At 64.2% G+C, this 26,135-nt stretch carries 19 protein-coding genes; 12 read left to right on the top strand and 7 right to left on the bottom strand.

Annotation, left to right across the window (positions count from 1 at the left end):
• The first annotated feature begins 134 nt into the window (after nt 1-134).
• Both HXS66_RS09855 and HXS66_RS09850 read left to right on the top strand, forming a co-directional pair.
• Nucleotides 135-638 carry a M48 family metallopeptidase gene (locus HXS66_RS09855; protein WP_077379941.1) on the top strand — a complete coding sequence of 168 codons (504 nt, stop codon included), beginning with the start codon at nt 135-137 and terminating at the stop codon, nt 636-638.
• A 156-nt stretch (nt 639-794) separates the two neighbouring features.
• Nucleotides 795-2,066 carry a sodium:proton antiporter gene (locus HXS66_RS09850; protein ID WP_077379943.1) on the top strand — a complete coding sequence of 424 codons (1,272 nt, stop codon included), beginning with the start codon at nt 795-797 and terminating at the stop codon, nt 2,064-2,066.
• A gap of 99 nt (nt 2,067-2,165) precedes the next feature.
• Here the strand turns inward: HXS66_RS09850 and HXS66_RS09845 are convergent, their stop codons facing one another.
• Entirely contained in the window at nt 2,166-2,906 is a 741-nt protein-coding gene (locus HXS66_RS09845) for an aspartate/glutamate racemase family protein (protein WP_176503468.1), read from the bottom strand.
• A 393-nt stretch (nt 2,907-3,299) separates the two neighbouring features.
• Here HXS66_RS09845 and HXS66_RS09840 point away from each other — a divergent pair, with 393 nt between their 5' ends.
• The 3 genes from HXS66_RS09840 (at nt 3,300) to HXS66_RS09830 (ending at nt 7,167) form a co-directional block, all read left to right on the top strand.
• Nucleotides 3,300-4,775: an NCS1 family nucleobase:cation symporter-1 gene (locus HXS66_RS09840; RefSeq protein ID WP_077379947.1), complete on the top strand. Its 1,476-nt coding sequence runs from the start codon at nt 3,300-3,302 to the stop codon at nt 4,773-4,775.
• 210 nt (nt 4,776-4,985) lie between these two features.
• Complete coding sequence (locus HXS66_RS09835; RefSeq protein WP_170212646.1) at nt 4,986-6,134, top strand: GGDEF domain-containing protein; 1,149 nt, start codon at nt 4,986-4,988, stop codon at nt 6,132-6,134.
• Between the two features lie 139 nt (nt 6,135-6,273).
• On the top strand, nt 6,274-7,167 hold the full coding sequence (locus HXS66_RS09830) for a UDP-2,3-diacylglucosamine diphosphatase (RefSeq protein ID WP_176493856.1): 894 nt from the start codon (nt 6,274-6,276) through the stop codon (nt 7,165-7,167).
• Nucleotides 7,168-7,170: 3 nt separating this feature from the next.
• Here the strand turns inward: HXS66_RS09830 and HXS66_RS09825 are convergent, their stop codons facing one another.
• On the bottom strand, nt 7,171-8,100 hold the full coding sequence (locus HXS66_RS09825) for an AEC family transporter (RefSeq protein WP_077379953.1): 930 nt from the start codon (nt 8,098-8,100) through the stop codon (nt 7,171-7,173).
• Between the two features lie 347 nt (nt 8,101-8,447).
• On the opposite strand from HXS66_RS09825, the gene metF reads away from it, so the two are divergent.
• Nucleotides 8,448-9,299, top strand: a complete 852-nt coding sequence (gene metF, locus HXS66_RS09820) for a methylenetetrahydrofolate reductase [NAD(P)H] (RefSeq protein WP_077379955.1) — start codon at nt 8,448-8,450, stop codon at nt 9,297-9,299.
• A gap of 159 nt (nt 9,300-9,458) precedes the next feature.
• A complete protein-coding gene (gene sodC / locus HXS66_RS09815; protein ID WP_176503467.1) occupies nt 9,459-10,028 on the top strand; it encodes a superoxide dismutase family protein in 570 nt (189 codons plus the stop codon).
• Nucleotides 10,029-10,143: 115 nt separating this feature from the next.
• Here the strand turns inward: sodC and HXS66_RS09810 are convergent, their stop codons facing one another.
• Together HXS66_RS09810 and prlC are read right to left on the bottom strand one after the other, a co-directional pair.
• Nucleotides 10,144-10,395: a YheV family putative zinc ribbon protein gene (locus HXS66_RS09810; RefSeq protein WP_077379959.1), complete on the bottom strand. Its 252-nt coding sequence runs from the start codon at nt 10,393-10,395 to the stop codon at nt 10,144-10,146.
• 172 nt (nt 10,396-10,567) lie between these two features.
• Entirely contained in the window at nt 10,568-12,616 is a 2,049-nt protein-coding gene (gene prlC / locus HXS66_RS09805; protein WP_176503466.1) for an oligopeptidase A, read from the bottom strand.
• Nucleotides 12,617-12,898: 282 nt separating this feature from the next.
• Here prlC and HXS66_RS09800 point away from each other — a divergent pair, with 282 nt between their 5' ends.
• From HXS66_RS09800 to HXS66_RS09790, 3 genes are all read left to right on the top strand, one after another.
• Nucleotides 12,899-14,242 (top strand): sodium-dependent transporter, encoded by a 1,344-nt coding sequence (locus HXS66_RS09800; RefSeq protein ID WP_077379963.1) that lies wholly within the window; start codon nt 12,899-12,901, stop codon nt 14,240-14,242.
• Nucleotides 14,243-14,409: 167 nt separating this feature from the next.
• Nucleotides 14,410-14,952, top strand: coding sequence for a gamma carbonic anhydrase family protein (locus tag HXS66_RS09795; protein ID WP_077379965.1), 543 nt, complete (start codon nt 14,410-14,412; stop codon nt 14,950-14,952).
• 247 nt (nt 14,953-15,199) lie between these two features.
• Nucleotides 15,200-15,907 carry a metal-dependent hydrolase gene (locus tag HXS66_RS09790; protein WP_077379967.1) on the top strand — a complete coding sequence of 236 codons (708 nt, stop codon included), beginning with the start codon at nt 15,200-15,202 and terminating at the stop codon, nt 15,905-15,907.
• Between the two features lie 36 nt (nt 15,908-15,943).
• Here the strand turns inward: HXS66_RS09790 and HXS66_RS09785 are convergent, their stop codons facing one another.
• The 3 genes from HXS66_RS09785 to HXS66_RS09775 all read right to left on the bottom strand — a co-directional run bounded on the left by HXS66_RS09785 (nt 15,944) and on the right by HXS66_RS09775 (nt 20,590).
• Nucleotides 15,944-17,389: a sigma-54 dependent transcriptional regulator gene (locus HXS66_RS09785; RefSeq protein ID WP_084207741.1), complete on the bottom strand. Its 1,446-nt coding sequence runs from the start codon at nt 17,387-17,389 to the stop codon at nt 15,944-15,946.
• Nucleotides 17,386-19,746 (bottom strand): ATP-binding protein, encoded by a 2,361-nt coding sequence (locus HXS66_RS09780; RefSeq protein ID WP_176503465.1) that lies wholly within the window; start codon nt 19,744-19,746, stop codon nt 17,386-17,388. The genes HXS66_RS09785 and HXS66_RS09780 overlap by 4 nt, the downstream gene beginning before the upstream one ends.
• Nucleotides 19,747-19,822: 76 nt before the next feature.
• Nucleotides 19,823-20,590: an FCD domain-containing protein gene (locus HXS66_RS09775; RefSeq protein WP_077379971.1), complete on the bottom strand. Its 768-nt coding sequence runs from the start codon at nt 20,588-20,590 to the stop codon at nt 19,823-19,825.
• Nucleotides 20,591-21,001: 411 nt separating this feature from the next.
• Between HXS66_RS09775 and HXS66_RS09770 the strand changes: the two genes are divergently transcribed.
• Together HXS66_RS09770 and HXS66_RS09765 are read left to right on the top strand one after the other, a co-directional pair.
• On the top strand, nt 21,002-22,708 hold the full coding sequence (locus tag HXS66_RS09770; RefSeq protein ID WP_176503464.1) for an L-lactate permease: 1,707 nt from the start codon (nt 21,002-21,004) through the stop codon (nt 22,706-22,708).
• A 64-nt stretch (nt 22,709-22,772) separates the two neighbouring features.
• Nucleotides 22,773-25,712, top strand: coding sequence for an FAD-binding and (Fe-S)-binding domain-containing protein (locus HXS66_RS09765; protein ID WP_176503463.1), 2,940 nt, complete (start codon nt 22,773-22,775; stop codon nt 25,710-25,712).
• Nucleotides 25,713-26,135: the final 423 nt, after the last annotated feature.

Here is a 26,135-nt window from a genome sequence, read left to right as displayed (position 1 = left end):
CCCCACCGGCTCAGTGTCATGACAGGAAAACCCGCTTCGGCGGGTTTTCTTGTCTCTGGTGGAGCGTTAGCGGCGCGAGCCCGACTGACACGCAGGTCTGACCCTTTGTGGGACAGCAACAGGAGAGAGGCCCAGTGGCTGATCTACGCTATCTCAAGGGCTACGGCCCCGAGATCCAACAGCAGGCGAGTGAACTGCTGGCGTCGGGCAAGACGGCAGCCTTCTTTCTCGCTAGATATCCCGAGCCACATCAGCTGCAGGGGGCCCGTGCGCTGCATGACTACACCATGGCGCTGAAGAATCAGTACCTGCGCAGCTCGGCGCCGATCAGCAAGGTGGTCTATGACGACCGGATTCACGTCATCGACAACGCCCTGGGGCTGCACACCTTCGTGTCGCGTGTGCAGGGCAACAAGCTCAAGGCCAAGCACGAGATCCGCATCTCGTCGTTGTTTCGGCGCCTGCCGGAGCCGCTGCTGAACATGATCGTGGTCCATGAGCTGGCGCATCTGCGCGAGAAGGCTCACGACAAGGCGTTCTATCGACTCTGCTGTCACATGCAGCCGGAGTATCATCAACGTGAGTTCGAGCTGCGTCTCTATCTCTGTCACCGTGAACGTCACGGCGATCTCTGGTAGTCACGGCCAGTGCTGGGAATCACGGCCAGTGCTGGCAGTCACGATCAGCGCTGCTGGCCACGCGAGTGGCTCACCACACCAGCTCGTATGAAAGACGAATGACAAGGACGTCATGCCCTCCAGGGTATCGGCGCCACTGCAAAGGATCGTTTTCGGATGCTCAATCTCGCTGCACTGTTCATTACCATCACTGCCGTGTGCATGTGGTTCAACCACCGGGTCCTGCGCCTGCCCCCGACCATCGGCGTGATGGCCATCGGTCTGGTGCTGTCACTCGGCGTGATCGGGCTGGATCACTTCGCGGTGACCACCGTCGTGGCCGACATCGCGGAAGACTGGCTGGGGCGCATCAACTTCAACAGCCTGCTGATGGACGGCATGCTGTCCTTCCTGCTGTTCGCCGGTGCGCTGCACGTGGATCTCTCGCGTCTGAAGGCCTATCGCCGCTCCATCGGCCTGCTGGCCACGCTGGGCGTGCTGGTCTCGACCCTGGTGATCGGCTCCGCCGCCTGGTGGCTGTTCCAGTGGGCCGGCATCGAGGTGCCCTACCTGTATTGCCTGGTGTTCGGCGCGTTGATCTCGCCCACCGACCCGATCGCCGTGCTCGGCATCATGCGCAGCGCCGGAGCGCCTGCCGACATGGAGATCCGCATCGTCGGCGAGTCACTGTTCAATGATGGCGTGGCGGTGGTGCTGTTCACCGCGCTGTTGAGCGCGGCCTCGGCGGGCAGCGGTGAGGTCGAGCTCGGCCACATGGGGCTCCTGTTCCTCGAGGAAGCCGGCGGCGGGATTCTGCTCGGGCTGGCACTGGGAGCGCTGGTCTATCAGCTGATGCGCAGCATCGACCAGTATCAAGTCGAGGTGATGCTAAGCCTGGCGCTGGTGTTGGGCGGCTACGCGCTGGCCTCGGCGCTGCACGTCTCCGGCCCCATCGCGATGGTGGTGGCGGGGCTGATCATCGGCAACATGGCGCGTGATGGCGCCATGTCCGACAACACCCGCCGCTATCTGGACGGTTTCTGGGAGCTGGTCGACGAGATCCTCAACGCGGTGCTGTTCGTGCTGATCGGCCTCGAGCTGGTGCTGATGCCGATCACCCTGACCTCGATCGGCATCGCCCTGGCGCTGGTGGCGGTCATCCTGCTCTCGCGTCTGGCGCTGATCGGCATTCCGCTGAGCATCTTGCGGCGCTGGTATACCTTCCGGGCCGGCACCACGCGCGTGCTCACCTGGGGTGGCCTGCGCGGCGGCATCTCGGTGGCACTGGCCCTGGCGATTCCCGAAGGTGACTTCCGCGAGCCGCTGGTGGTCACCACCTACATCATCGTGCTGTTCTCGATCCTCGTGCAGGGCCTGAGCATCGGCAAGCTGGTGACCGCAGTCGTCGGGGATCGCTCTCGCTCGGAGGCGCCGCACGACCAGCATTGAGTCAGAGCCTGCCAAGAGAAACGCCCCCTCACTGACAGCAGTGAGGGGGCGTTTTCGTTGCTGTCGAGAGAGGCAAGCCAAGGGCATCGCAATGGCGGGTCAGAGGGCGGCCAGCCCCCGGGCAAAGACGCCGCTGAGCGACTTGGCCTCGCCGCCCGGTGCCGCGCGGGTGACGGCGGGCTGGCGCATCAATGTCAGCAGCAGATCCCGTCCCGCCAGCAGCGGGTCGACCACCGGCAGACCGATATCCCGAGCGATGGCGTCGCGCAGCGGGCCCATCGCGGCGCAGCCCAGCACGATGCTGCCGGCACCGCTCGCCCTGGCCTGCTCACAGCTCTCAAGCAGCGCCTGCGGGGGAGTGCGCGCCTCGGACAGCGCCAGTACCGGGACGTCACAGGCCAGCAGTGCCTTGCACAGCGGACGCATCGCATAGCGCTCCAGCAGCAGCTCGGACATCGGCAGCGTGCTGGTCATGCTGGTGACGATGGCAAAGGAGGGAGCCGCCAGCGTGGCCATGTGCATGGCGGCCTGGGCGATGCCGATCACCGGCACGGGGCTCAGTTCGCGTGCGGCCTCGAGGCCGGGGTCACCGAAGCAGGCCAGCAGATAGCCATCGGCGGGGGGCGTGTCCAGCAGGCCTTCTCTGTCCCGGGCGATCAGACTCAGCAGCGCGACCACCGCCATGGCTTCCTCGACGGCCGTCTCGATGCTGGGGGCGCCATGCTCGGCGGTCAGTACCTCGAGTCGGACGTCGTCCGCGAGCTGTCGTTGCAGCGAGTGCGCCATCTGCTGGCTCATCGCCTGGCTGGTGTTGGGATTGATGACCTTGAGACGCAACATGGCGCGTGTCTCCTGTGATGAGGTTCGGCTCGCGGGGATGGGTGAGACGTTCGAGCAGTATGGTCAATACATGAGCAGCATTCGTGCCAGACGGGCAATCACCGCTTAAGCAACGTTCGTTTCATCGTTGGTGCGCCCTGGTGGTGCATATGGCGAATGCAGGGGGAGTCGATGGTGCTTGAGGGGGCAGCGATTTCGGCTTGAGAGGCAGTACTGGCAGGAGGTGCAGGCAGAACGGGGGCTGGGGGAAACGCTGGGAGATTGAAAAGCCGCAACATGTGTTTCATTGGCATGCTTGTTGATAGAGGGATAGGCATGGCGAGGCGTGATGCCTCGTGACCGGCCCACGGACGGAACGTCCACTCGGGCACCAAGCCCCCTCTGGAGACAACAATGACACCCCAGACTCCCCCTGACCTGAGCAACGCCAGCAAGCGGCTCATCAACGACGACCTCGCGCCCTGCGAGCAGAACTGGAACTGGTACAACATCTTCTCGTTCTGGATGTCCGACGTGCACAGTGTCGGTGGCTATGTCTTCGCCGCCAGTCTGTTCACTCTGGGCCTGGCCAGCTGGCAGATTCTGGTCTCGATGCTGGTGGGGATTCTGGTGGTGCAGGTGTTCGCCAATCTGATCTCGCGGCCCAGCCAGCAGACGGGGGTACCGTTTCCGGTGGTCTGCCGCCAGTCCTTCGGCATCTATGGCGCCAATATCCCGGCGATCATCCGCGGGCTGATCGCGGTGGTGTGGTACGGCATCCAGACGTATCTGGCGGCACATGCCTTGATGCTGGTGCTGCTGCGTTACGTGCCGTCGCTGGAGGGGCTGACCGAGGTCCAGTACCTCGGCCTCTCGCAGCTTGGCTGGTACTGCTTCCTGTTCATGTGGGTGCTGCAGGCGCTGGTGTTCTGGTGGGGCATGAACGCGGTGCGCCGTTTCATCGATTTCGCCGGGCCGGCGGTCTATGTGGTGATGTTCGCGCTGGCGGGCTGGATCGTCTGGCAGGCCGGCTGGGACAACATCAGCTTCACGCTGGGCAGCAAGACACTCTCCGGCAGTGATGCCCTGTGGCAGATGGTGATCGCCGCGGCCCTGGTGGCGGGCTACTTCGCGGGTCCGACGCTCAACTTCGGCGACTTCTCGCGCTACTGCGCCACGCCTGGTGACGTGAAGCGCGGCAACTTCTGGGGCCTGCCGGTCAACTTCCTGCTGTTTGCCGTCATCACCGTGGTAGTAGTGTCCGGCACGCAGCCCATCTTCGGCGAGATGCTGCATGACCCGATGGAGACTGTCGCGCGCATCGACAACGGTGTCGCGGCGGCGCTGGGCATCCTGACCCTGGTGCTGGCGACCATCGGCATCAACATCGTGGCCAACTTCGTGTCACCGGCGTTCGACTTCTCCAATGTGGCGCCGTCGCGCATCAGCTGGCGGATGGGCGGCATGCTCGCCGCCGTCGGCTCCATCTTCATCACGCCGTGGAATCTGTTCAACAATCCGGAAATCATCCAGTACACCGTGGGCATTCTCGCCGCAGCCATCGGCCCGGTGTATGGCGTGATCCTGTTCGATCACTACTTGATCCACAAGGGCGGCATCAACACCCGGGCACTGTTCACCGACAGCGCGCAGGGGGAGTATTTCTTCGAGAAGGGCGTCAATGTCGCGGCGGTCAAGGCGTTGCTGGCTTCCTCGGCGGTGACGCTGGTGATCAGCTTCCTGCCGCTGGGTGACATCACCCACTTCACGCTGTTCATCGGCGGCCTGATGGCGGCAGGGCTGTATGGCATCTTCTCGGGATATTGGCTGGGAGATGCCGCCTCCGCGCGCATCTATGTGCCTGCTGGCTCACGCGGCAAGGTCGTCTGACCGCAGGCGAAAGGCGCGAGTCACGTCGAGACGCTCAGGGCCCGTACCTTCCCGGTATCGGGCCCTGAGTGCATCTCGCCGCCAGGACACGTGGCAGTAGCGTTGGCGGGACGCGAGCCGTCGGGATAGGGGGAGGCTGGCGGCAGGTGTAGCATGAGGCCATGCCCCAGCTTTCCGAGAGGACGTGCCGTGTCGATCCATGATCACCTCATGCCATGCAGTGAGATGGAGGATGAGGAGTCTCGCCATTATCGGGCGCGACTCAATCATACCTTCGTGCTGTTCGCGATGGCGGGTCTGGCGTGCTTTCTGCTGTTCGATTACTTCCAGGTCCCTGACGCCTGGCCGACCCTGTGGCTCGGGCGCTTCCTGCTTCTCGGTGTCTGTGTGCTGTGTGTGACGCTACTGCGTCGCCAGCCACGTCGGCCCGACGATATCGCATTGCTCGGCGCCGTCTGCGCCAATCTGTATTTCTGCTTCGGCGCGACGATGATCCAGGATGCCATCACGCTATCGCTGTGGAACCTGAGCTTCTCGACCTCCATGCTGATCGCCATGCCGGCGTGGCTGGTGTGGGGCTGGCGGTACCAGCTGGTCAGCAGTCTGCCGTTGATACTGGGCTATCTGCCGCTCTTTCTATGGCTGAGCCCGCTCTCGCTCAAGGACCTTGCCGGCGCGGGAGGTGCCTACATGGTCGCGACGATGATCATGGCGCCGGCGCTGGCGCACGCCCGCAGCTCCACTTTCCTGCGTACCGTCAAGCTGCGCCGGGCACTGGAGGTGCGCAACGCCGAGCTCAGCCACATGAATCAGCAGCTGCTCACGCAGCAGCATGAGCTGGAATACCGTGCCAACCATGACCTGCTGACCAGCCTGCCCAACCGCCGCTGTGGTCTCGAGTTTCTCGACAGGACGTTGGCCGCCAGCCTGCGAGAACGCCGGTGTCTGTCCATCCTGTTCGTGGATGTCGATCGCTTGAAGTACGTCAACGACACCTTTGGCCATCCCCAGGGGGACCGGCTGATCCAGCTGGTCGCCGCAGGCGCGGCACAGGCCGCGGGAGAGGAAGGGATGGCCTGCCGTCTGGGCGGAGACGAGTTTCTGGTCGTGCTGCCCGGGGCCTGCGATATGGCCAGTCAGCAGGCGGCGAATCAGCTGATGCATCACCTGGAGGCGCAACGTCTCGAGGAGCAGATCGCCTTTCCGGTCGAGGTGAGCATCGGGCGGGTCACGCATGACTCGGTACTGCAGGGCGAGATCAGCGTGCAGGATCTCATCCACATCGCGGATGATCGCATGTACCGCCAGAAGCGCGCCGGCCGGCATGCGGTGGTAAAGGGGAGCAATCAGCAGGCGTGAGCGGCGGGTTGTCATCGCCCGGTCATGGTCCTGTTATGGAGGCGTCATCGCACGCGGTCACTCTGGTCCGGCAATCCGGGGCGTAGCCATGTCTGTCTGCGCTCGCCGATCCCGAGGTGATTGATCAGAGGTAACTGACATGCCCGTGCCGCACTTCGCTCCCCCGTCCTCTCCGGCGTCTTCTGCAGAGGCGGCGCCACGGCATGCGTCACTCGGCCAGGTGCGGACATTGTTCATCTCGGACGTGCATCTGGGCACGCCGGACTGTCAGGCGGCGCTGCTCGCGAAGCTGCTGCGGCGCGTGCGCCCTGAGCGTCTGTATCTGGTCGGCGATATCGTGGATCTGCTGGCGATGCGCAAGCGTGCGGTGCTCGACAAGGACCAGCAGGCGCTGGTGGCGCGGGTACTGCGCCTGGCACGCAGTGGCTGCGAGGTCATCTACATTCCCGGCAATCACGATGCCGCCTTCCGTCGTCTGTGCGGTCTGAAGCTACACAACGTCAGCATCGAGCGGCGCGCGATTCATACCACGGGCAGTGGACGTCGCCTGCTGGTCTCCCACGGCGATGAATTCGATACCCATGTGCGCATCGCGCCGTGGCTGCTCACGCTGGGGGATGGCATGCACGGCTTCATCCTGTCACTCAATCGCTGGTGCAACCGCGCGCGTGGCATGTTCGGTCTGCCTTACTGGTCGCTGGCCAGCGCGCTCAAGCGCCGCAGTGGCGTCGCCCAGCGCTATGTGGCCCAGTTCGAGGAGGCGGCCATGCGCCAGGCACGTCTCGAAGGCCTGGATGGCTATGTCGGTGGGCATATCCACCAGGCGGGCTTTCGGGTCGAGGATGGCGTGCTCTACTGCAACGACGGCGACTGGGTAGAGCACTGCACTGCGCTGGCGGAAGATGGCGACGGCGCACTGCATCTGATCGACTGGCAGGGGCAGATTCTCGAAAGCGCCCCGCGTCATGTGATGCCGCGTCAGGCCGTGCCACCCGCCACCGAGGCCGTCACCCCCGAGATGGCCGGGGCCTGAGCCTCACCCCAGCCCGCTGATCGTCAGCATCCATGACAGGTAGAGTGGGATGATCAGCGGGGCCGCCAGGGTAGTCAGCATCACCGCGATCGCGCCCTTGGCCGGCTGGATGTTCAGCTCGATGGCCAGCACGACCACATTGGCGGCCATCGGCACCACTCCCAGCAGCAGCAGGACCTGCGCCAGTACCGGGTCGAGTGCGAACAGGCTGCCCAGCAGCATCACGCTGCCCAGACTCAGCAGCGGCCACATCACGAAACGCAGGGCAGTCGCGGCCAGGATGAAGCGCGGGTCGACCTCGCGCAGGCTTATGCCCCCCAGCGTCATGCCGATGATCATCATGCCCAGCACCGTGTAGCTGTACTTGAAGTAGTCGAGCCCCTCCATGACCGCCCCCGGCACCTGGAGCCCCAGCGTGCCGACCAGCAGTGCGGCCATGAAGGCGTAGATCAGCGGCAGCCGCGCGATCTTCACCAGACTTTGCTGCATCGAGAACTGCCCGCGCGCACTGACGTAGAAGCCCAGCGTGAACTCATACAGGGTGATGCCAAGCAGGCAGAACAGGTACTGGGTCACGCCTTCCGGCGGCAGCAACAGCATCGCGACCGGCAGGCCGAAGTAGCCGGTGTTGCCGGTGCCGGAAGAGAAGGCGAGCAAGGCGGCCTCCTGCGGCGGGAAGAACTTCGCGGCCAGTGGACGCACCAGCAGACAGATGAGGCTCGACAGCGTGAACAGGCCCAGTGTCAGACCCAGATCGCTCAAGGAGGGCTCGCCCAGCACCAGTCCGCGGAAGAAGGTCAGCGGCGCGATCACGTAGATCAGCAAGGTGGCGATGGGGCGTGGGTCGATGGCCAGCTTGCGGGCGCACAGTGCGCCGATGGCAACGAAGGTGATCAGCATCCAGAGCGGTTGCTGCAGATCCAGGTGATCCATCACGGTTCCTTGTGAAGTGGGGCGGGGCGTGCGAGCCATCATGCCGTGAGTCATGTGCCGACGTCATCTCGAAAACGGCGCCCGCTCAGGCCGCAGGGAGGATGTGGCGCAGCAGGTGAGTCGGGTAAGGCGTTGTGGTTATAAGAAAGCAGATTCTTATATGAATGATATTGATGTTGAGGCGAAAACCTTTCATTGGCCGTGGATCGAGGCGCAGGTCATGATGCATGACATGCACCGTGCGCGCGCTTGTGTCATCAGCGCAGCGCCTCACGGCAGCACGCACACCGCGACGTGTGCGGCACAAGAACATCAATGCCGGACACGACCGACCAGGAGGCCGCCCCATGAGCGCCAGCGAACACCCCTCAGGTATCAGTTTCGAGTTCTTTCCACCGAATACCGAGGTGGGACGTGAAAAGCTGATGGGTGTCCGTGACCGTCTGGCCGCGCTGGACCCGGCATTCTTCTCGGTCACCTATGGCGCTGGTGGCTCCACGCGTGAGCGCACCTTCAATACCGTGCAGTCCGTGCGCAGCAGCGGTATCTGCACGGCGCCGCATCTGTCGTGTGTCGGCAGCGACCGTGGTGAGCTGCGCGAGATTCTCGGCGAGTATCGCGAGCAGGGCATCAAGCGCCTGGTGGCGCTGCGCGGTGATCTGCCGTCCGGGATGGGCGCGCGCAGTGAACTGCGCCATGCCAATGAGCTGGTGGAGTTCGTGCGTGACGAGACCGGCGATCATTTCGAGATCGCGGTGGCCGCCTACCCGGAGTGTCACCCGCAGGCTGACAACTACCGTATGGATCTGGAGAACTTCGCGCGCAAGATGAATGCCGGGGCCGACATCGCCATCACCCAGTATTTCTTCAATGCCGATGCCTACTTCCACTTCGTGGAGCGAGCACGTGATCTGGGCATCCAGCAGCCGATCATCCCGGGCATCATGCCGATCACCAATTACACCAAGCTGGCGCGTTTCTCCGACTCCTGCGGTGCCGAGATTCCGCGCTGGATTCGCAGGCAGCTCGAGAGCTACGCCGATGACAGCGAGAGCCTCCAGGCCTTCGGTACCGAGGTGATCTCGCGGATGAGTCAGCGTCTGCTGGATGGCGGCGCGCCGGGTCTGCATTTCTATACCCTCAACCAGGCCGGGCCGTGTCTCAAGGTGCTGGAAAACCTGGGGATCTCTTCTCGCTGAGGTGTGCTCGCCCAGCGTACGCGGCAAGTCATTGGCAGAATTGCATTGAATGTGACGTCTCTCGCCCTGAGGTCTGAGGGGTAGCCGCTTGCGACAGCGGCCCGCAAGCCACTCAAGGCGTCGGCAGTGGAGCCGGCCTCAGTGAAGGAGAGATTGCTCATGAATCACGAGACACAGCACACGGCATCCTTTGCGTCATCTACCAGACAGCCCTTCAAGAGCGCCGCTGCGGTGGCGCTGGGTGCCTGGTTGTTCGGGGGTGTCGCCCAGGCGGCCACCGAGGTGGAAATGCATCGTGTCAGCAGTGACGGGGTGGGCGAGACCGTCGGTAGCATCATGGCCGAGGACACTGCTGATGGTCTGCTGCTGACGCCGAAGATCGAAGGGCTCGAAAGCGGCATCCATGGCTTCCACCTGCATGCCAATGCCAGCTGCGAACCCGCCGAGAAGGACGGTGAGGCCGTGGCCGGTGCCGCGGCAGGTGGCCACTTCGACCCAGAGGAGACCGGCACCCACCAGGGCCCGTATGGCGATGGTCACCTGGGCGATCTTCCGGCGCTGAGCGTCGATGCCGATGGCAAGATCTCGCTGCCGGTGTTGGCTCCGCGCCTCAAGGAGAGCGATCTCGGCGGTCATGCGCTGATGATCCACTCCGGCGGTGACAACTACACCGATACGCCCAAGCTGGGCGGTGGCGGCTCGCGCGTTGCCTGCGGCGTGGTCAAATGAAAGCCGTGCCCTGCTGACGGCCAGTCGAGCTGATACGCAAAAGCCCCGCCATCTGGCGGGGCTTTTTCATGCAGCAAGCATGGATGCCACGGGGGGCTCGCGATATCACATGCGGTCAGTGCCGCTTGCCGGGGTCCAGGATACGCACCGGCTGGACCTCATCACTCGCGGGCTCGTCGCGTGGCGCGTTCACGCGCGTGGACAGCTCCTCGAGGGTGGGCGGTTCCTCGATGGCCTGCTGCTCGAAGAAGTCACAGGACACGCAGTCACGGTAGCGTGTCTCGTTCTGCTCCCAGGTGCGCAGGCGGTCCATTGCTCCGCAGCGTGGGCAGACGGCACCCGCGATGAAGCGCTTGATGGTAGACATGGTGCCTCCAGTCAGGATCTGGTTGTGTCAGGCCGCTCGGCATCGGGCAATGCGAGCGTCAGGCGGACGATGCGCCATATGATACGCCCCCGACCGGCAAAGGTCAGGGGCGCAGGGACAGCGGTGTGTGATCAGGCTTGCGCCGTCATCAAGACCGGGGTCTGGGCGAGGCTCAGGCCGCCTGGGCACCGATGCCGGAGTGACGCAGCAGGGCATCGACCTGCGGGTCACGGCCCCGGAAGGCGCGGAACAGCTCGGCGGCATCACGCGAGCCACCCTTGGCCAGTACCTCTTCCCGGAAGCGCTGACCGGTAGCAGTGTCGAAGACCGCGCTTTCCTCGAAGGCGCTGAAGGCATCCGCCGACAGCACTTCGGCCCACTTGTAGCTGTAGTAGCCCGCGGCGTAACCGCCGGCGAAGATGTGGCTGAAGCCATTCTGGAAGCGGTTGAACTCGACCGCCGGGACCACGGCGACCTTGCTGCGTACCTCGTCGAGCAGCGTCTGGACATTGCCGGCGGACGGCGTGTCGAGCTCGTGATGCAGGCGGAAGTCGAACAGCGAGAATTCCAGCTGGCGGACCATGGTCATCGCCGCCTGGAAGTTGCGTGCCGCCTGCAGGCGCTCGAGCATGTCGTCGGGCAGGCGCTCGCCGGTATCCACGTGACGCGCGATCAGATCCAGCCCTTCACGCTCGTAGCAGAAGTTCTCCATGAACTGGCTGGGCAGCTCGACGGCGTCCCACGCCACGCCATTGATGCCGGAGACTTCGGCGACTTCCTGACGGGTCAGCATGTGATGCAGACCGTGACCGAACTCGTGGAACAGCGTAACCACTTCATCGTGGGTCAGCAGCGCCGGGCGGCCACCCACCGGGCGGGTGAAGTTGCAGGTCAGATAGGCGACCGGCAACTGCAGGCTGCCATCCTCGCGGCGACGACGCACGCGGCACTCGTCCATCCAAGCGCCGCCACGCTTGCCTTCGCGGGCATAGAGATCGAGATAGAAGCCGGCGATCGGCGTGTCATTCTCGATCACCTCGTAGTAGCTGACGTCGTCGTGCCACACCGGCACTTCACGCTGCTGGAAGGTGATGCCGTAGAGGCGATTGACCACCTCGAACAGTCCGTCGATGGCCTGCGGCGCCGGGAAGTAGGGGCGCAGCTGTTCCTGATTGATCGCGTAGCGTGATTCGCGCAGCTTCTCGCTGGCGTAGCCGACATCCCACGGTTGCAGGTCATCGATGCCGAGGCTTTCGGTGGCGTAGGCCGCCAGCTCGTTGAACTCTTCACGCGCCTGGGGCACTGCACGGGTCGCGAGGTCCTCGAGGAAGCTGATGACCTGTGCCGGCGAGTCGGCCATCTTGGTCGCCAGTGACAGTGAGGCGTAATCGTCGAAACCGATCAGCTTGGCCAGTTCCTGACGCAGGGCCAGAATCTCCTCGATCACCGGACCGTTGTCGAAATCACCGGCGTTGGGACCCTTTTCCGAGGCGCGGGTGACGAAGGCGGTGTAGACCTCCTCGCGCAGCTCGCGGTTGTCGGCGTAGCTGAGCACCGGGAAGAAGCTCGGGAAGTCCAGGGTGATGCGATAGCCTTCCAGCCCCTTGGCCTCGGCGTTGGCCTTGAGCGCCGCGAGGCCACTTTCCGGCACGCCCGCCAGCGCCTCTTCCTCGACATCCTTGTGCCAGGCCTGGGTGGCATCCAGCACATGGTTGGAGAAGGTGTTGGAGAGTTCGGACAGGCGCGCCTGGATCTCGCCATAACGCTGCTTCTTGTCCTGGGGCAGATCGACACCGGCGAGACGGAAATCGCGCAGACTGTTGGTGATCGCCTTCTGCTGGGCTTCATCGAGGCTTGCGAATTCGTCGCTGTCCGCAAGGCGCTGATAGGCCGCAGCCAGATCGCTGTTCTGACCCACCCAGGTGGAGTAGGCCGACAGCTTGGCCAGACAGGCCTGATAGGCCTCGCGCAGCTTGGGGGAATTCATGGTCGAGTTGAGGTGCGAGACCGGTGACCAGGCCTGACTCAGGCGGTCGCCCAGCGCTTCCAGCGGCGCGGCGAAGTTGTCCCAGCGCGTGTCGTCGCGGGTGGCCTCGATCAGGCGCTCGATCTCCTGCTGGTTGTGCTCCAGCAGTTCGCTGATCGCGTCTTCGACATGCTCGGCCTTGAGGGTGTCGAAGGGAGGCAGAGTGTTGCGTTCCAGCAGGGGATTGATCGACATCGTGTACCTCGCGTCATTCGGATGGGCGGCAGCGGTGAACGGTAAAGGAAGACTGGCGCATCGGAGGCGCCACGAGAACGGTGTCACCGTCGCCGCGGGGATACCTAGAATGTGAGGCCTTGGCGCGTGTTATTCAATCTATCGACCCGATAGGAGGCGGCTCGGACCTCTCCGCGCGGGATGCCCGAGCCGAGCCCGCATTGGCCCTGAACGACGCGGCTGCTATCTTGCAGCCCCTGATGAGCCTTCATTGACTATCGATTCTTCACCACGAGAGCAGACATGAGCGAAACCACCGAACGCTGGGGCAGTCGCCGCGCCTTCATCCTGGCCGTCACCGGCGCTGCCGTCGGGTTGGGCAACATCTGGCGCTTCCCGTACATGACGGGCGAGAACGGCGGTTCGGCCTTTCTGCTGCTGTACATCGGCTTCGTGCTGCTGCTGGGCCTGCCGGTGATGATGGCCGAGATCATGATCGGTCGCGCCGGTCGGCGCGGGCCGATGCAGGCGCTCGCCCATCTGGCGACCAGCGCTGGCCGTACGCCGAACTGGCGCTGGCTGGGCTTCTTCGGTGCCATCACCATGTTCTTCATCCTGTCGTTCTATTCGGTGGTGTCGGGCTGGTCGATCGAGTATCTGGTCGATTCACTGAAGGGGGACTTCAGCGGCATGAGCCCGCCGGAGATCGGCGCCTCCTTCGGTGCCTTTCTGGAAGACCCGGTCACCATGACCTTCAACCACACCGTCTTCATGCTGATGACCATGAGCGTGGTGGCCGCCGGCATCTCCTCGGGGCTCGAGCGTCTCAACAACCTGATGATGCCGCTGCTCTACGTGCTGTTGCTGGCATTGGCCGGTTACAGCATCAGCACTCCGGGCTTCGGTCCCGCCATCAGCTGGCTGTTCATGCCCAATCCCGACGCCATCACGCTGGACGTGATACTCAATGCCATGGGGCATGCCTTCTTCACGCTGGCGGTCGGCGCCTGTGCGCTGATGGCCTATGGCGCCTACATGCCGGAGCGCCAGAGTCTGCCGACGGCCGCGATCGCCGTGGCGGCGCTGGACATCGGGGTGGCATTGCTGGCGGGGATCGCCATCTTCGCGGCGGTGTTCAGTCAGGGGCTGGACCCGGCTTCCGGGCCCGGCCTGATGTTCGTCAGCCTGCCCATCGCCTTTGCCAATCTGCCGGGCGGCAGCCTGCTGCTGGCGCTGTTCTTCCTGTTGCTGCTGCTGGCGACCTGGACCAGCTCGATCAACATCGCCGAGCCCATCGTCGAGGTGCTGCAGGGCTGGGGAATGACACGTCGGCGTGCCGCGCTGGCGGTGGGCATCGCGGTCTGGGCGATGGGCCTGTTGTCGGTGCTGTCCTTCTCGAGCCTCAAGGAAGTGCACCTGCTGGGCGAGATGAACGCCTTCGATGTGGTGACGACGATTCCGCCGGACTTCTTCCTGCCGATCGGCGGCCTGCTGATCGCCATCTTCGCGGGCTGGATCATGCCGCAGAATCTGGCATTGGCGGGGCTGGGGACGTCGCGTCGTTTCTTCCGTCGCTGGCGTTGGGTGCTGCGCTGGATCTCGATTCCGCTGGTGCTGGTCGTGCTGGGGTGGAGCTTCTTCAAGTAGGCCGCCAAGGGTTACGTGAGCAGGGCGTTTAGTCCTCGGGAGGGGCGGTGCCGCAAGGCGGGGAAATGAGCGTCGTCGAGCAAACCGCAACGCGATTCAGGCTGCCGCGCTATTGGCATCATGACGATGGGAGCAGTAGGCTGGTGGCCTAATTCAGGAGGCAAGGCATGAGCATTCGATCCTTCAAGGGCCTGACGCCGCGGCTGGGCGAACGGGTTTTCATCGACCCCAGCAGTGTCGTACTGGGCGATGTCGCCCTCGGTGATGACAGCTCGGTATGGCCACTGGCCGTGATCCGCGGCGACATGCACCGTATCCGTATCGGCGCGCGTACCAGCGTGCAGGACGGGGCAGTGCTGCACATCACTCACGCCAGCGACTTCAATCCGGGCGGCCATCCGCTGGAAATCGGTGACGACGTCACCATCGGCCACAAGGCCGTGCTGCACGGCTGCACCATCCATGACCGCGTGCTGGTCGGCATGGGAGCCATCGTGATGGACGGTGTGGTGGTGGAGGATGAGGTCATCATCGCGGCGGGCGCACTGGTGCCGCCTGGCAAGCGTCTCGAAGGCGGGCATGTGTATGCGGGCAATCCCGCGCGTGCGCTGCGTCCCATCAAGGACAGCGAGCGTGAGTTCTTCACCTATTCGGCGGTGAACTACGTCAAGCTGAAGGATCAGCATCTGGCTGAGGATTACGCCGGCTGAACCTCCTTCAAGGAGTTCCCCGAGCGCAGCAAAGAGCACTCCCCCGTCAGCCCTGGCTGGCGGGGGAGTGCGCGTTTCGGGGGCTGCATTTCCCGAGCGTTGACGGTGGAGGCAGCATCTGCACTCACAAACCCGGACAAGCCATTGTTTTTCATGAAATGCTTGCGTCATAATCTGGACATATATCCAGTGCCAGCGTGTGGTGACTGGTCCAGTGACATCGTCGAGGGCTCGCGACCCGTATCTCATGGCCAATTTTCGTACCCATATCACCGTGGCAGCCTTTGCCGGCGGTATCGTGGCGGCGGCCGGCTGGCAAGGCGGCCTGTGGTCGCTGGCGGAGGGTGTGCCGCTGGCGAGCCTGACGACCTTCGGTGGCATCCTGCCGGACATCGACTCCGACAACTCGCGCGCCATCCGTATCCTGTTCACGCTGTTTGCGGTGCTGGCGACCATGGCCTGCGTGCTGCTGCTGCAGGACCGCCTGCTGGCGGGGCCGCTGATGATGGCGGGTGGCGCGACCTATCTGGGCGTGCGCTATGTGGCCAGCGCCATCTTCAAGCGTTTCACCGTCCATCGCGGTATCTGGCATTCCCTGCTGGCCTCATTGCTGTGCTCGCTGGGCGTGACGGCCGCCAGTCTGCATCTGCTCGGTCAGAGTGAGGAGCAGGCCTGGTGGCAGGGCGCCGCCCTGTTGTTCGGCGCCATGATCCATCTGTTGCTGGATGAGATGTACAGCGTCGACATGGTCGGAGCGCGTCTCAAGAAGAGTTTCGGCACTGCCTTCAAGCTGTTCGATTACCGCGAGCCGGGCAACTCGCTGGCGATGGTGGCGGTGATTGCCGCGATGACTCCCTGGCTACCGCCGCTGGCGGTGCTGGTGGACATCATGCACCTGCAGGGACCGCTGTCCGTCTTCGGCGCCAGCCTGTCTCGCCTGATGGCCGGTGTCTGACACGACGGCTACCTCTCCCGCAGCCCGCCATGCGCTTCAGCGCCGGTAGGGTTCGGCACTCAGGCCATGCTTCTTGAGCTTGTCGTAAAGTGTCTTGCGCGGCAGTCCCAGTCGTTCGCAGGCCATCACGACCTGTCCGCGGCACGCGGCCAGCGCGTCACGGATGAGCGCGGCCTCGAAGGCCTCCATGCGTGTCGGCAGTGCCTGCCCTTCGGTTGCCTGGCTGACGCTCTCTTCCAGTGACATCTCCGCCTGCAGGCTGCGTTGTTCGGCGGAACCTCCCGGCGGCTGCCCCTCCGCCATGCTGTCGCCGATATTGCCCTCCAGTCCCCCCAGCAGCACATGACGCTCCGCACAGTTTCTCAGCTCACGCACATTGCCCGGCCAGTCATGGTCGAGCAGCGCCTGCAGCGTACGCGAATCCAGCGGCGGAACCTCCAGACTGGTGCGCTCGCTGGCCAGAATGGCGAAGTGTCGAAACAGCTGCAGGATATCCTCGCGATGCTCACGCAGTGGCGGCAGATACAGCGTGACGACGTTCAGGCGGTAGTAGAGGTCTTCACGAAAGTCGCCGGCGCTGGCCGCTTCACGCAGGTCACGCTTGGTGGCCGCGATGACGCGGATGTCGATGGGGCGCGGTGTATTGCTGCCCAGTCGCTCGATACTGCGCTCCTGAAGGACACGCAACAGCTTGATCTGCAACGACATCGGCATGGACTCGATCTCATCGAGAAACAGGGTGCCGCCGTCGGCGTGTTCCAGCTTGCCGATCCGGCGCTCGCTGGCGCCGGTAAAGGCCCCCTTTTCGTGGCCGAACAGCTCCGACTCGATCAACGTTTCCGGCATGCCGCCACAATTGAGTGCCACGAAGGGCTTGCTGGCACGGAGACTGCGCTCGTGCAGACAGCGGGCCACGCGATCCTTGCCGGCTCCAGTCTCGCCGTACAGCAGGGTATCGGCATCCACCGCCGCCAGCCGTGAGACCTGGGCATCCAGGCGCTGAATCACCTCGCTGCTGCCGACCAGGCGCGGCCCGGCGCTGTTGCGCTGGGTATCCAGCTGCTCGCGCAGCGAGCGGTTCTCCAGCGCCAGACGTCTGGCGGCCACCGCACGCCGCACCCCGTCCAGCAGCCGCTCACGATCGAAGGGTTTCTCGATGAAGTCCCAGGCGCCGCCCTGCATGGCGGAGACGGCGGTATCGACATCGCCATGCCCTGTCATCACGATCACCGGCAGCTCGTCATCCAGCTCACGGGCAGCGCGCAGCAGGCTCAGACCATCCATGCCCGGCATGCGGATGTCGGTGATCACCACGCCTTCGAAGGGGGCTTCGGTGTTCAGGATCTCAAGCGCTTCCTCGGCACTGGCCAGCGGCCGGGTGAGGTAATCGGCCAGCATCAGGCTCTGGCTCAGGCTGTCGCGTAGATGTGGTTCGTCATCCACGACCAGCACCTGCATGTCAGCATTCGTGACATCACTCATGACGGCTCCTGTGAATTGGCGGCGGCGGATGGGGAAAGGGGCTGTGAGGGCGTGCCCGACGCCGGCAGCGTCAGCCGGAACAGTGCGCCCCCCAGCGGTGAGGGATGCGCCTCGAGGGTGCCGCCGAGATCCGCCACGATACGCGCGCTGATCGACAGCCCCAGTCCCAGTCCCTTGCCATCGGCGCGCTGGGTATAGAAGGGTTCGAAGACCCGTGTCAGCTGGGCTGGCGCAAGCCCCGGGCCGTTGTCATGCACTTCCAGCACCACTTGCGTGCCTTCACTGCCGGCTCGTTCATGCAGGTTCAGCTGGAGGCAGGCTGGCGCTGACGGCCTGTCGGCCAGCGCATCCAGTGCATTGCTGAGCAGATTGACCAGTACCTGCTCGAGGCGTACCGGTTCGGCGCGCACCCTGGGCAGGGCGGTGCTCTGCTCACGCGTGATGTCGACTGCCTGGGCATCACGGCGTGGCTGCAGCAGGCGCAGGGCATAGTCGAGACTGGTGGCGAGGTCGACCGCTTCCAGGCGGTCACCACTCTTGCGCGAGAACTGGCGCAGCTGGGCGCTGATCTCGCCCATGCGCTGGGTCAGCTCGGTGATCTGGCGCAGGTTGCTCTCGACCTGAGGTGTCTGGGCACGGGCGAGGAAGGCGCTGGCATTCTCGGCATAGGCGCGGATGGCGGCCAGTGGCTGGTTGAGCTCGTGGTTGATGCCGGCGGCCAGCTCGCCAAGCACTGCCAGCTTGGCAGTCTGGATCAGTTCATCGCGGGTCGCGCGCAGCTCACGCTCGGCGCGGGTGCGTTCCTCGACTTCCGCGCTCAGGCGCGCATTGCTGGCAGCGAGGTCACGGGTGCGCTCGACCACGCGTTGCTCGAAGGCATCGCGTGCCTGGGCGAGGGCCTCGGCCTGGGCGCGCCGCTCGCTGACATCGAAGACCGTCACCAGCCAGCGCGGGCCATTGGGGCTCGGTAGCGGAGCGCAGGACAGCTCCAGCGGCACGGCCACTCCGCTGCGCAGGCCATGCACTTCCAGCGGCCCGATCGGGCGGGGGCGGGTCAGGTGGTCCAGCAGCACACGCTCGGCCGGCAGGAACAGTTCGCGCAGGTCACGCCCCTCGCGTGCGCTGGGCTGCCGGGGGCTGTCGTCCCGTGAGGCATCGGCGCTCAAGGGCGAACCGAACAGCGCCACGGCGGTAGGATTGAGGTACACCAGGTGAGCACGTTCATCGAGGATACACAGCCCCGCCTGAGTGCGGTCGATGATGCCCCGCACCCGTTGCTGACTGGCGGCGAGCGACTGTCGTTCACGTTCGGCGAACAGACGCCGCTCGCGCAGGATGCGCAGCCGTTGCCAGCCCAGCCCCGCCAGCAGGCACAGCAGTACGTAGCCACCGGCGGCCAGTCCGGCGGCTTGCCAGATGCTGCCGCGCAGCGGGGCCAGTGGCTTGAGCACATGCAGGCGCCAGCCGATGTCCGGCAGCGGGCGTGACAGGCTCAACCAGGCGTGCTGCCAGAGATCGCCCGGCGTCAGTTGCAGCAGCTCGACCGTGGTGACAGCGTCGAGACGCAAGGGCGGCTCGGGCGTCGACAGATCGGACAAGGCTTCACGGTGATAGAGCCGCAGGGGGCGCAGGCGTTGATTGGCATAGCGCTGGGTGTCGAGCAGCCGGTTGCGGGTCTCGTCACTGAGGGGTTCCAGCGTGCGCAGTACCCGGTCGGGCTGACTGGCGATGAAGATCACGCCGTGCGGGTCGGTGACCATGATGTCGGCATTCTGATCCAGCCATGCCGCTTCCAGCGCGGCGATCTGCACCTTGGCCACCACCACGCCGCGCCGCCCGCGGGGACTCACCACGCTGGCGCTGAAGAAGTAGCCACGCTCGCCGGAACTGGTCCCCAGCCCGTAGAAGCGTGCTTCGCCGCCATCGATGGCGTCCTTCCAGTAGGGGCGGAAGCGATAGTTCTGGCCGATGAAGGTGGATGCCGAGCGCCAGTTGCTGGCGGCGATGGTGGTGCCGACGTCGTTGACCAGGTAGAGGTCGGACACCTTCGCGAGCGCGCGCATGCGATCCAGCCGTTGATTGAGTGCCATCTCGGCGCTGGGGTCATCGGGGGCATCAAGGAAAGCGCGCAGCTGATCGTTCTCGGCGACCAGCCGTGGCAGGTAGGCATGCTGGCTCAGTTGACCACGCAGGCTGGCGGCGGTCAGGCGCAACTCGTTGTCTGCTTCATGGGTCAGGCGCTCGAGTGACTGGCTGCGCGCGACGGCCACCGCCTGCCAGACGCACAGCATCAGACCGATCGGTAGCACGATCGCCAGCAGCAGACGCCAGTGGTGAGGCAGACGCGTGTCCTTCATCGGCAGGCCTTCCTGGGCAAGGGCTCAAGGGGAAGGGGGGGGCGGCCACCCTCACTGATCCATCAGCGTTGCACCCTCAGCGCTCCGGCATGGCCTGGGCACGGCGCAGGGCACGCTGTGCACGGGTTTCGGCGCGCTCCAGCTCCAGCAGTGAATCCTCGACGAACACCAGGTGCTCGTGGGCCGCGTTGCGGGCGTCCTCGGCGCGTCCTTCCATGATCGCCTCGAACAGGGTGCGGTGCTGCTGGATCAGGCGCGGACGCGATTCCGGCTTCTCGAACAGGTGGCGCAGGTTGGCCACGATGCTCTTCTCCAGCAACTGGAACAGGCTGCGCATCGAGTGCAGCAGCACCACGTTGTGTGCGGCCTCGGCGATGGCGAGGTGGAAGGCGGCATCCGCGCCGGCTTCCAGTTCCGGGTCACGTCCCTCGAAACTCTTCTCCAGCGTCTCGAAGCATTGACGCAGCATCTCCTTGTCGGCCGGGGTGGAGCGCATGGCAGCGTAATAGGCGCTGATGCCTTCCAGGGCGTCGCGAAACTCCAGCAGGTCGAGATTGAACTCGGAGTGCCGACCCAGCAGCGCACTGAGCGGGTCGGACCAGGCGCGCGCCAACTCTTCGGACACGTAGGTGCCGCCACCCTGACGTGAGGTCAAAAGCCCGCGCGCCGCCAGCTTCTGGATGGCTTCCCGTACGGACGGTCGCGAGACCTCGAACTGCTCGGCGAGGGTGCGCTCCGGTGGAAGCCGCTCACCGGGCTTCAGACTGCCCTCGAGAATCATGCTCTCGAGGCGCTCGGTGAGCACATCGGCGATACGGGGTTGGCGGACGGGGGCGTAACGCATGGAAGTGTCCTTGCGGCAGGAGTGAAAGGTGGCGCTTCTTCTGCAAGCCGGTGTGCGGCATGCAGAAGAGGCGCGACCGAGGATCAGTGTGGCGTGTGGCGACTTCGCGCTACAGCCGACATTGGTCTTACCAATATGTATGACAACCACGCCTCGCGTGGCTGATTGGGATTGCCAACAATTGGTAATACCAATTTTAAAGGGCGATGGTGCTTTGACCAATGTCTAGATATCAGGCAGCTCATGATGTTTGACCGCCATGAGGGTGACGCCTAGATTATGCCGAGGTGCAGCAGGGTAAATTGGTATGACCAATTTATGTGAAGACCTGACCAGAGGGTGCGCCAACCCCGAGTGCTTCACTGCTGTGCCCGACAACAATCACAACAATTCGCCTGCGGAGTTTCCGTCATGTCCGAGCCCCTCTTGGCCTTGCTGGCCTTTGCCCCCATTCTGCTGGCGGGCATCCTGCTCGTCGGCCTGCAATGGCCCGCGCGCCGCGCCATGCCATTGGTCTTCCTCGTCACAGCTGCCATCGGCTATTTCGTGTGGCAGATGTCGCTGACGCGCATTCTGGCCTCCACGCTGCAGGGGCTGATGGTCACCGTCTCGGTGCTGTGGATCATCTTCGGCGCCATCTTCCTGCTCAACACCCTCAAGCATTCCGGGGCGATCGCGGTGATCCGTGGTGCCTTCACCACCATCAGCCCGGATCGTCGCGTACAGGCGATCATCATCGCCTGGCTGTTCGGCAGCTTCATCGAGGGCGCTTCCGGCTTCGGGACGCCTGCGGCCATCGCGGCGCCGCTGCTGGTCGCCATCGGCTTCCCGGCGCTGGGGGCGGTGATGGTGGGCATGATGATCCAGTCGACGCCGGTATCGTTCGGTGCGGTGGGCACGCCGATCGTGATCGGCGTGAACGCGGGCCTCGACAAGGCCAGCCTCAGCGAGCAGCTGCTGGCGAATCATTCCAGCTGGGAGGCCTTCCTGCAGCTGATCACCTCGGAAGTCGCCATCGTGCATGGCATCGTCGGCCTGCTGATGCCGCTGTTCATGACCGTGATGATGACGCGCTTCTTCGGCGCGAAGAAACGCTGGAGTGAAGGGTTGTCGATCGCACCGTTCGCGCTGTTCGCCGGGCTGTGCTTCACGCTGCCCTACGTGGCGGCGGGAGTCTTCCTCGGCCCGGAATTCCCGTCACTGATCGGCGCCCTGGTCGGTCTGATCATCGTGGTACCGGCGGCGCGTGTCGGTTTTCTGCTGCCGAAGGACAGCTGGGATTTTCCGCCCGAGGCCGAATGGCCCAGGCATTGGCTGGGCGACCTGACGCTGGAGCGTGATGAGGTCGAGATGGCCGCCGCCGGCAGACGCCCGCTACCACTGTGGCTGGCATGGCTGCCGTATGGCCTGATCGCGCTGATGCTGGTCGCCTCGCGCGTGTCGGGCGACGTCAAGGCGTGGCTGGTCAGCGTGCAGTTCAGTGCCACGGACCTGCTGGGGGCCAGCGGTGTGTCGGGGTCGATACAACCGCTCTACCTGCCGGGCGGCATCATGGTCTTCGTGGCACTGATCACCCTGATGCTGCATCGCATGCAGACGCGTCAGCTGGTGGCGGCGGCCAGTGAATCCTGGCGCACGCTGGTCGGGGCCGGATTCGTGCTGGTGTTCACCATTCCCATGGTGCGCATCCTGATCAACTCCGGCGTCAATCTGAACGACCTGGCCTCGATGCCGGTGGTGATGGCGAACGTGGTGGCTGACAGTCTCGGTCAGGCGTATCCACTATTCGCGTCCGGCATCGGCGCGCTGGGGGCCTTCATCGCCGGCTCCAACACGGTCTCGAACATGATGCTGTCGCAGTTTCAGTTCAATGTCGCTACCCAGCTCGGGCTCTCGGGGGCCCTGATGGTGGCGCTGCAGGCGGTCGGGGCGGCGGCCGGCAACATGATCGCCATCCACAATGTGGTGGCGGCCTCGGCGACCGTCGGCCTGCTGGGGCGTGAGGGACGCACCCTGCGCATGACGGCGATTCCGACGGCTTACTATCTGTTGGCTTCTGGCGTGCTTGGCTTGCTGGCGTTCCACTTGCTTGGCCTGAGTGACCCATTGCTCAAGTGACAGAGCCTTTTCGTGATGCTGCCCTGACTGACATCCACACCGTTTTTTCAAAAAGAGATTGGCCATGACTGCTCCTGACGCCATTGCACGAGATGCCTTGAGCGAGACCCCATCGGCGACTGAGCGTGCAGCTGCCTATCTGGCATTGCGCGAGGCGCTGGCATTGCACCTTCCCGCTGAGCGCTTGATTCACGACGCGTTGCGGACGCTGGCCTACGGCACGGATGCCAGCTTCTATCGTCTGGTGCCGCAGCTGGTGGTGCGCGTGCATGACGAGCAGGAGCTGGGACATGTGCTGCGCGAGTGTCGGGCGCGCAAGCTGCCGGTAACCTTCCGGGCGGCCGGGACGTCGCTGTCCGGTCAGGCGCTGACGGATTCGGTGCTCATCCAGCTGGGCGGTGAGTGGCGTGGGGCGCAGGTGCTGGAACAGGGCAGTCGCATCCGTCTGCAGCCGGGGGTGATCGGCGCGCGTGCCAATCAATTGCTGGCCCCCTTCGGGCGCAAGATCGGCCCGGACCCGGCCTCCATCAACAGCTGCATGATCGGTGGTATCGCGGCCAACAACGCCTCCGGCATGTGCTGCGGCACGGCACACAACAGTTATCGCACCGTGGAGGACATTCGCGTCATTCTCGCCGATGGCACCTGCCTGGATACGGCGGTGCCGAAGAGCGTACAGGCCTTCCGGGCAAGCCACGCTGGCCTGCTGGCAGCGTTGGAAAGGATGGCCTGCGATGTGCGGGCGGACCCTGAACTGGCGGAGCGCATTCGCCACAAGTACCGCCTCAAGAACACGACCGGCTACAGCCTCAATGCGCTGGTCGACTATGCCGATGGTCTCGAGATCCTCAAGCATCTGATGATCGGCTCGGAAGGCACGCTGGGCTTCATCGCCTCGATCACCTATCGCACGGTGATCGAGGAGTCGCACAAGGCGGCGGCGCTGGTCTACTACCCGAACATCGATGCGGCCTGTCGCGCCACCATGCTGCTCAAGACGGCGCCGGTCGCGGCGGTGGAGCTGATGGACCGCGCGGCGCTGCGCTCCGTCGAGGACGCGCCGGGCATGCCGGAGGTGCTGCGCTCCCTGCCGGAAGCGGCGGTCGCGCTGCTGGTGGATGTGCGCGGCGCGCATCAGCAGGAGCTGGAGGCGCGCATGGCGGAGGTCGCCCGCGTGCTGGAAGGCATCGAGACCTGTGAAGCGTGGGCCTTCACCCAGGATGCGCAGCGCTATGCGTTGTACTGGAAGATCCGCAAGGGGCTGTTTCCGGCGGTCGGTGCGGTACGGGATCTGGGGACCACCGTGATCATCGAGGATGTCGCCTTCCCCATCGAGCGGCTGGCGGAAGGGGTCGGGGCGCTGACGGAGGTCTTCCAGCGTCATGGCTACTCTCAGGCGATCCTGTTCGGCCACGCCCTGGAAGGCAACCTGCATTTCGTCTTCCCGCAGGGGTTCGAGCGTGAAGGCGAGGTGGAGCGCTATCAGGCATTGATGGATGACGTCGCACGGCTGGTGGGGCAGGAGTACGGTGGTTCGCTCAAGGCCGAGCATGGCACCGGTCGCAACATGGCACCTTATGTAGAGCTTGAGTGGGGCAAGGAGGCCTACGCCCTGATGTGGCGTATCAAGGAGGCTTTCGACCCGGACAATCTGCTCAATCCGGAAGTCATCCTGACGCGCAATTCCCGTCTGCATCTGGAGAACCTCAAGCCTCTCCCGGCAGCAGACCCGCTGGTGGATCGCTGCATCGAGTGCGGATTCTGCGAGTCGGTGTGTCCGTCGAAGAATCTCAGCCTCACACCACGTCAGCGCATCGTCATCCGGCGTGAGATCGCACGACTCGCCGCCCTCGATATACCGACGGACGAGCAGCGCGCTCAGCTGGCGGCGCTCAAGAAGGATTACGCCTATCAAGGCATGGAGACCTGCGCGGGAGATGGTCTGTGTGCGACCCAGTGTCCGGTCGGCATCAATACCGGGGATCTGATCCGCGGTCTGCGCCACGAGGAGAACGCCGGTGCCGATCATCCGGGCAAGGTGAAGGTGGCGCACTGGGCCGGCGAGCACTTCACGCATGTCACCAGTGGCATGCGCGGTGTCTTGCGCTTGGCAGATGGGCTGCATGGTGTGGTCGGTACGCGCAACATGCGACGGCTGACTCAGGCCGCCCGCAAGGTCTCCGGCGACAGGGTGCAGCAATGGACCCCCAGCATGCCGGCCGCCGCTCCGCGCCCCTATCTCAAGCGTCTGGCGCAGCCATTGGGGCGCAACGAGACGCCCAATGGGCATGTCGTCTATTTTCCGTCCTGTGCCACGCGTGTCTTCGGGGTCGCCACTGGCGACATCGATCCGCGCAGCGCCACCGAGATGGCGCTGGCCCTGATGGACAAGGCGGGATTCGAAGTCGTTCTGCCCAAGGGAGTGGATGCTCTGTGCTGCGGAATGGCCTTCCAGTCCAAGGGCCAGTTCGAGGCCGGGGATACCAAGGCCGCCGAGTTGGCAGCCGCGCTGGTGGAAGCGAGCGATGGCGGGCGTCTGCCGATCTTCTGTGATACCAGCCCGTGTCTCGCCCAGGCACAGGCCTACGCACGTGAACATCTCGAGGTATCACTCACGCTGGTCGAGCCGGTGCAGCTGGTGCTCGACTATCTATTGCCACACCTCTCGATCACACCGCTCAAGGCAAGAGTCGCGGTGCATGTCACCTGCTCCAGTGTTCGCATGGGCTTGGCGGAGCGTTTCGTGGCACTGGCGCGCCAGTGTGCGACCGAGATCGTCGTGCCGGAAGAGATCACCTGCTGTGGTTTCGCGGGAGACAAGGGCTTCGCGACACCGGAGCTCAATGCTTCGGCGCTGAAAGGGCTGAAGGACGTGGTCGCCGACTGTGACTATGGTGTCTCCAACTCGCGCACCTGTGAGATAGGGCTGAGTGAGCACTCAGGGCTCAGTTATCAGTCGATTCTTGGCCTGGTGGATCGTGCCTCGGCATCAAGGCAAGGATAGAGGGCAAGGATAGGGAGAAAAGGGAGTGTGACGCTCCGTGACAGCGTGATGACAATCTCTTGAAAAAGCCCTTGTGCTCAGCCCGGTTCGTGCGTAAAGTACGCATCCGCTGCCGGGGACGCATGGCGTTACCAGCGGTGAAAGAGGTTTGCAGGTGATTGTTTTATTTGATGATTTTGAAGTCCGCTTCCAAATCATCGATTGACAATCCCGGGCGATTCGCTAGAATACGCCGCACTCCTTACGGAACAGGTGATCGGGCAACGCTCCTCACCGCTGGATGATGCTTAGAGGCAGTCGATTGACTCATCATCAAGTGCTTGACTTCTCAAGCGTTCCGGATAGAATATGCCTCCTCGCTTAACAGCGACGCTCTTTAAAAATTTGATCAGGTAATTCGTGTGAGCGCTTGCCGATGAGTGG

Source organism: Cobetia sp. 5-11-6-3 (assembly GCF_013374055.1).
Classification (GTDB): Bacteria; Pseudomonadota; Gammaproteobacteria; order Pseudomonadales; family Halomonadaceae; genus Cobetia; species Cobetia marina.
Note: the sequence above shows the minus strand (reverse complement) of the source record. Positions and strands in the feature narration are given on the sequence as shown.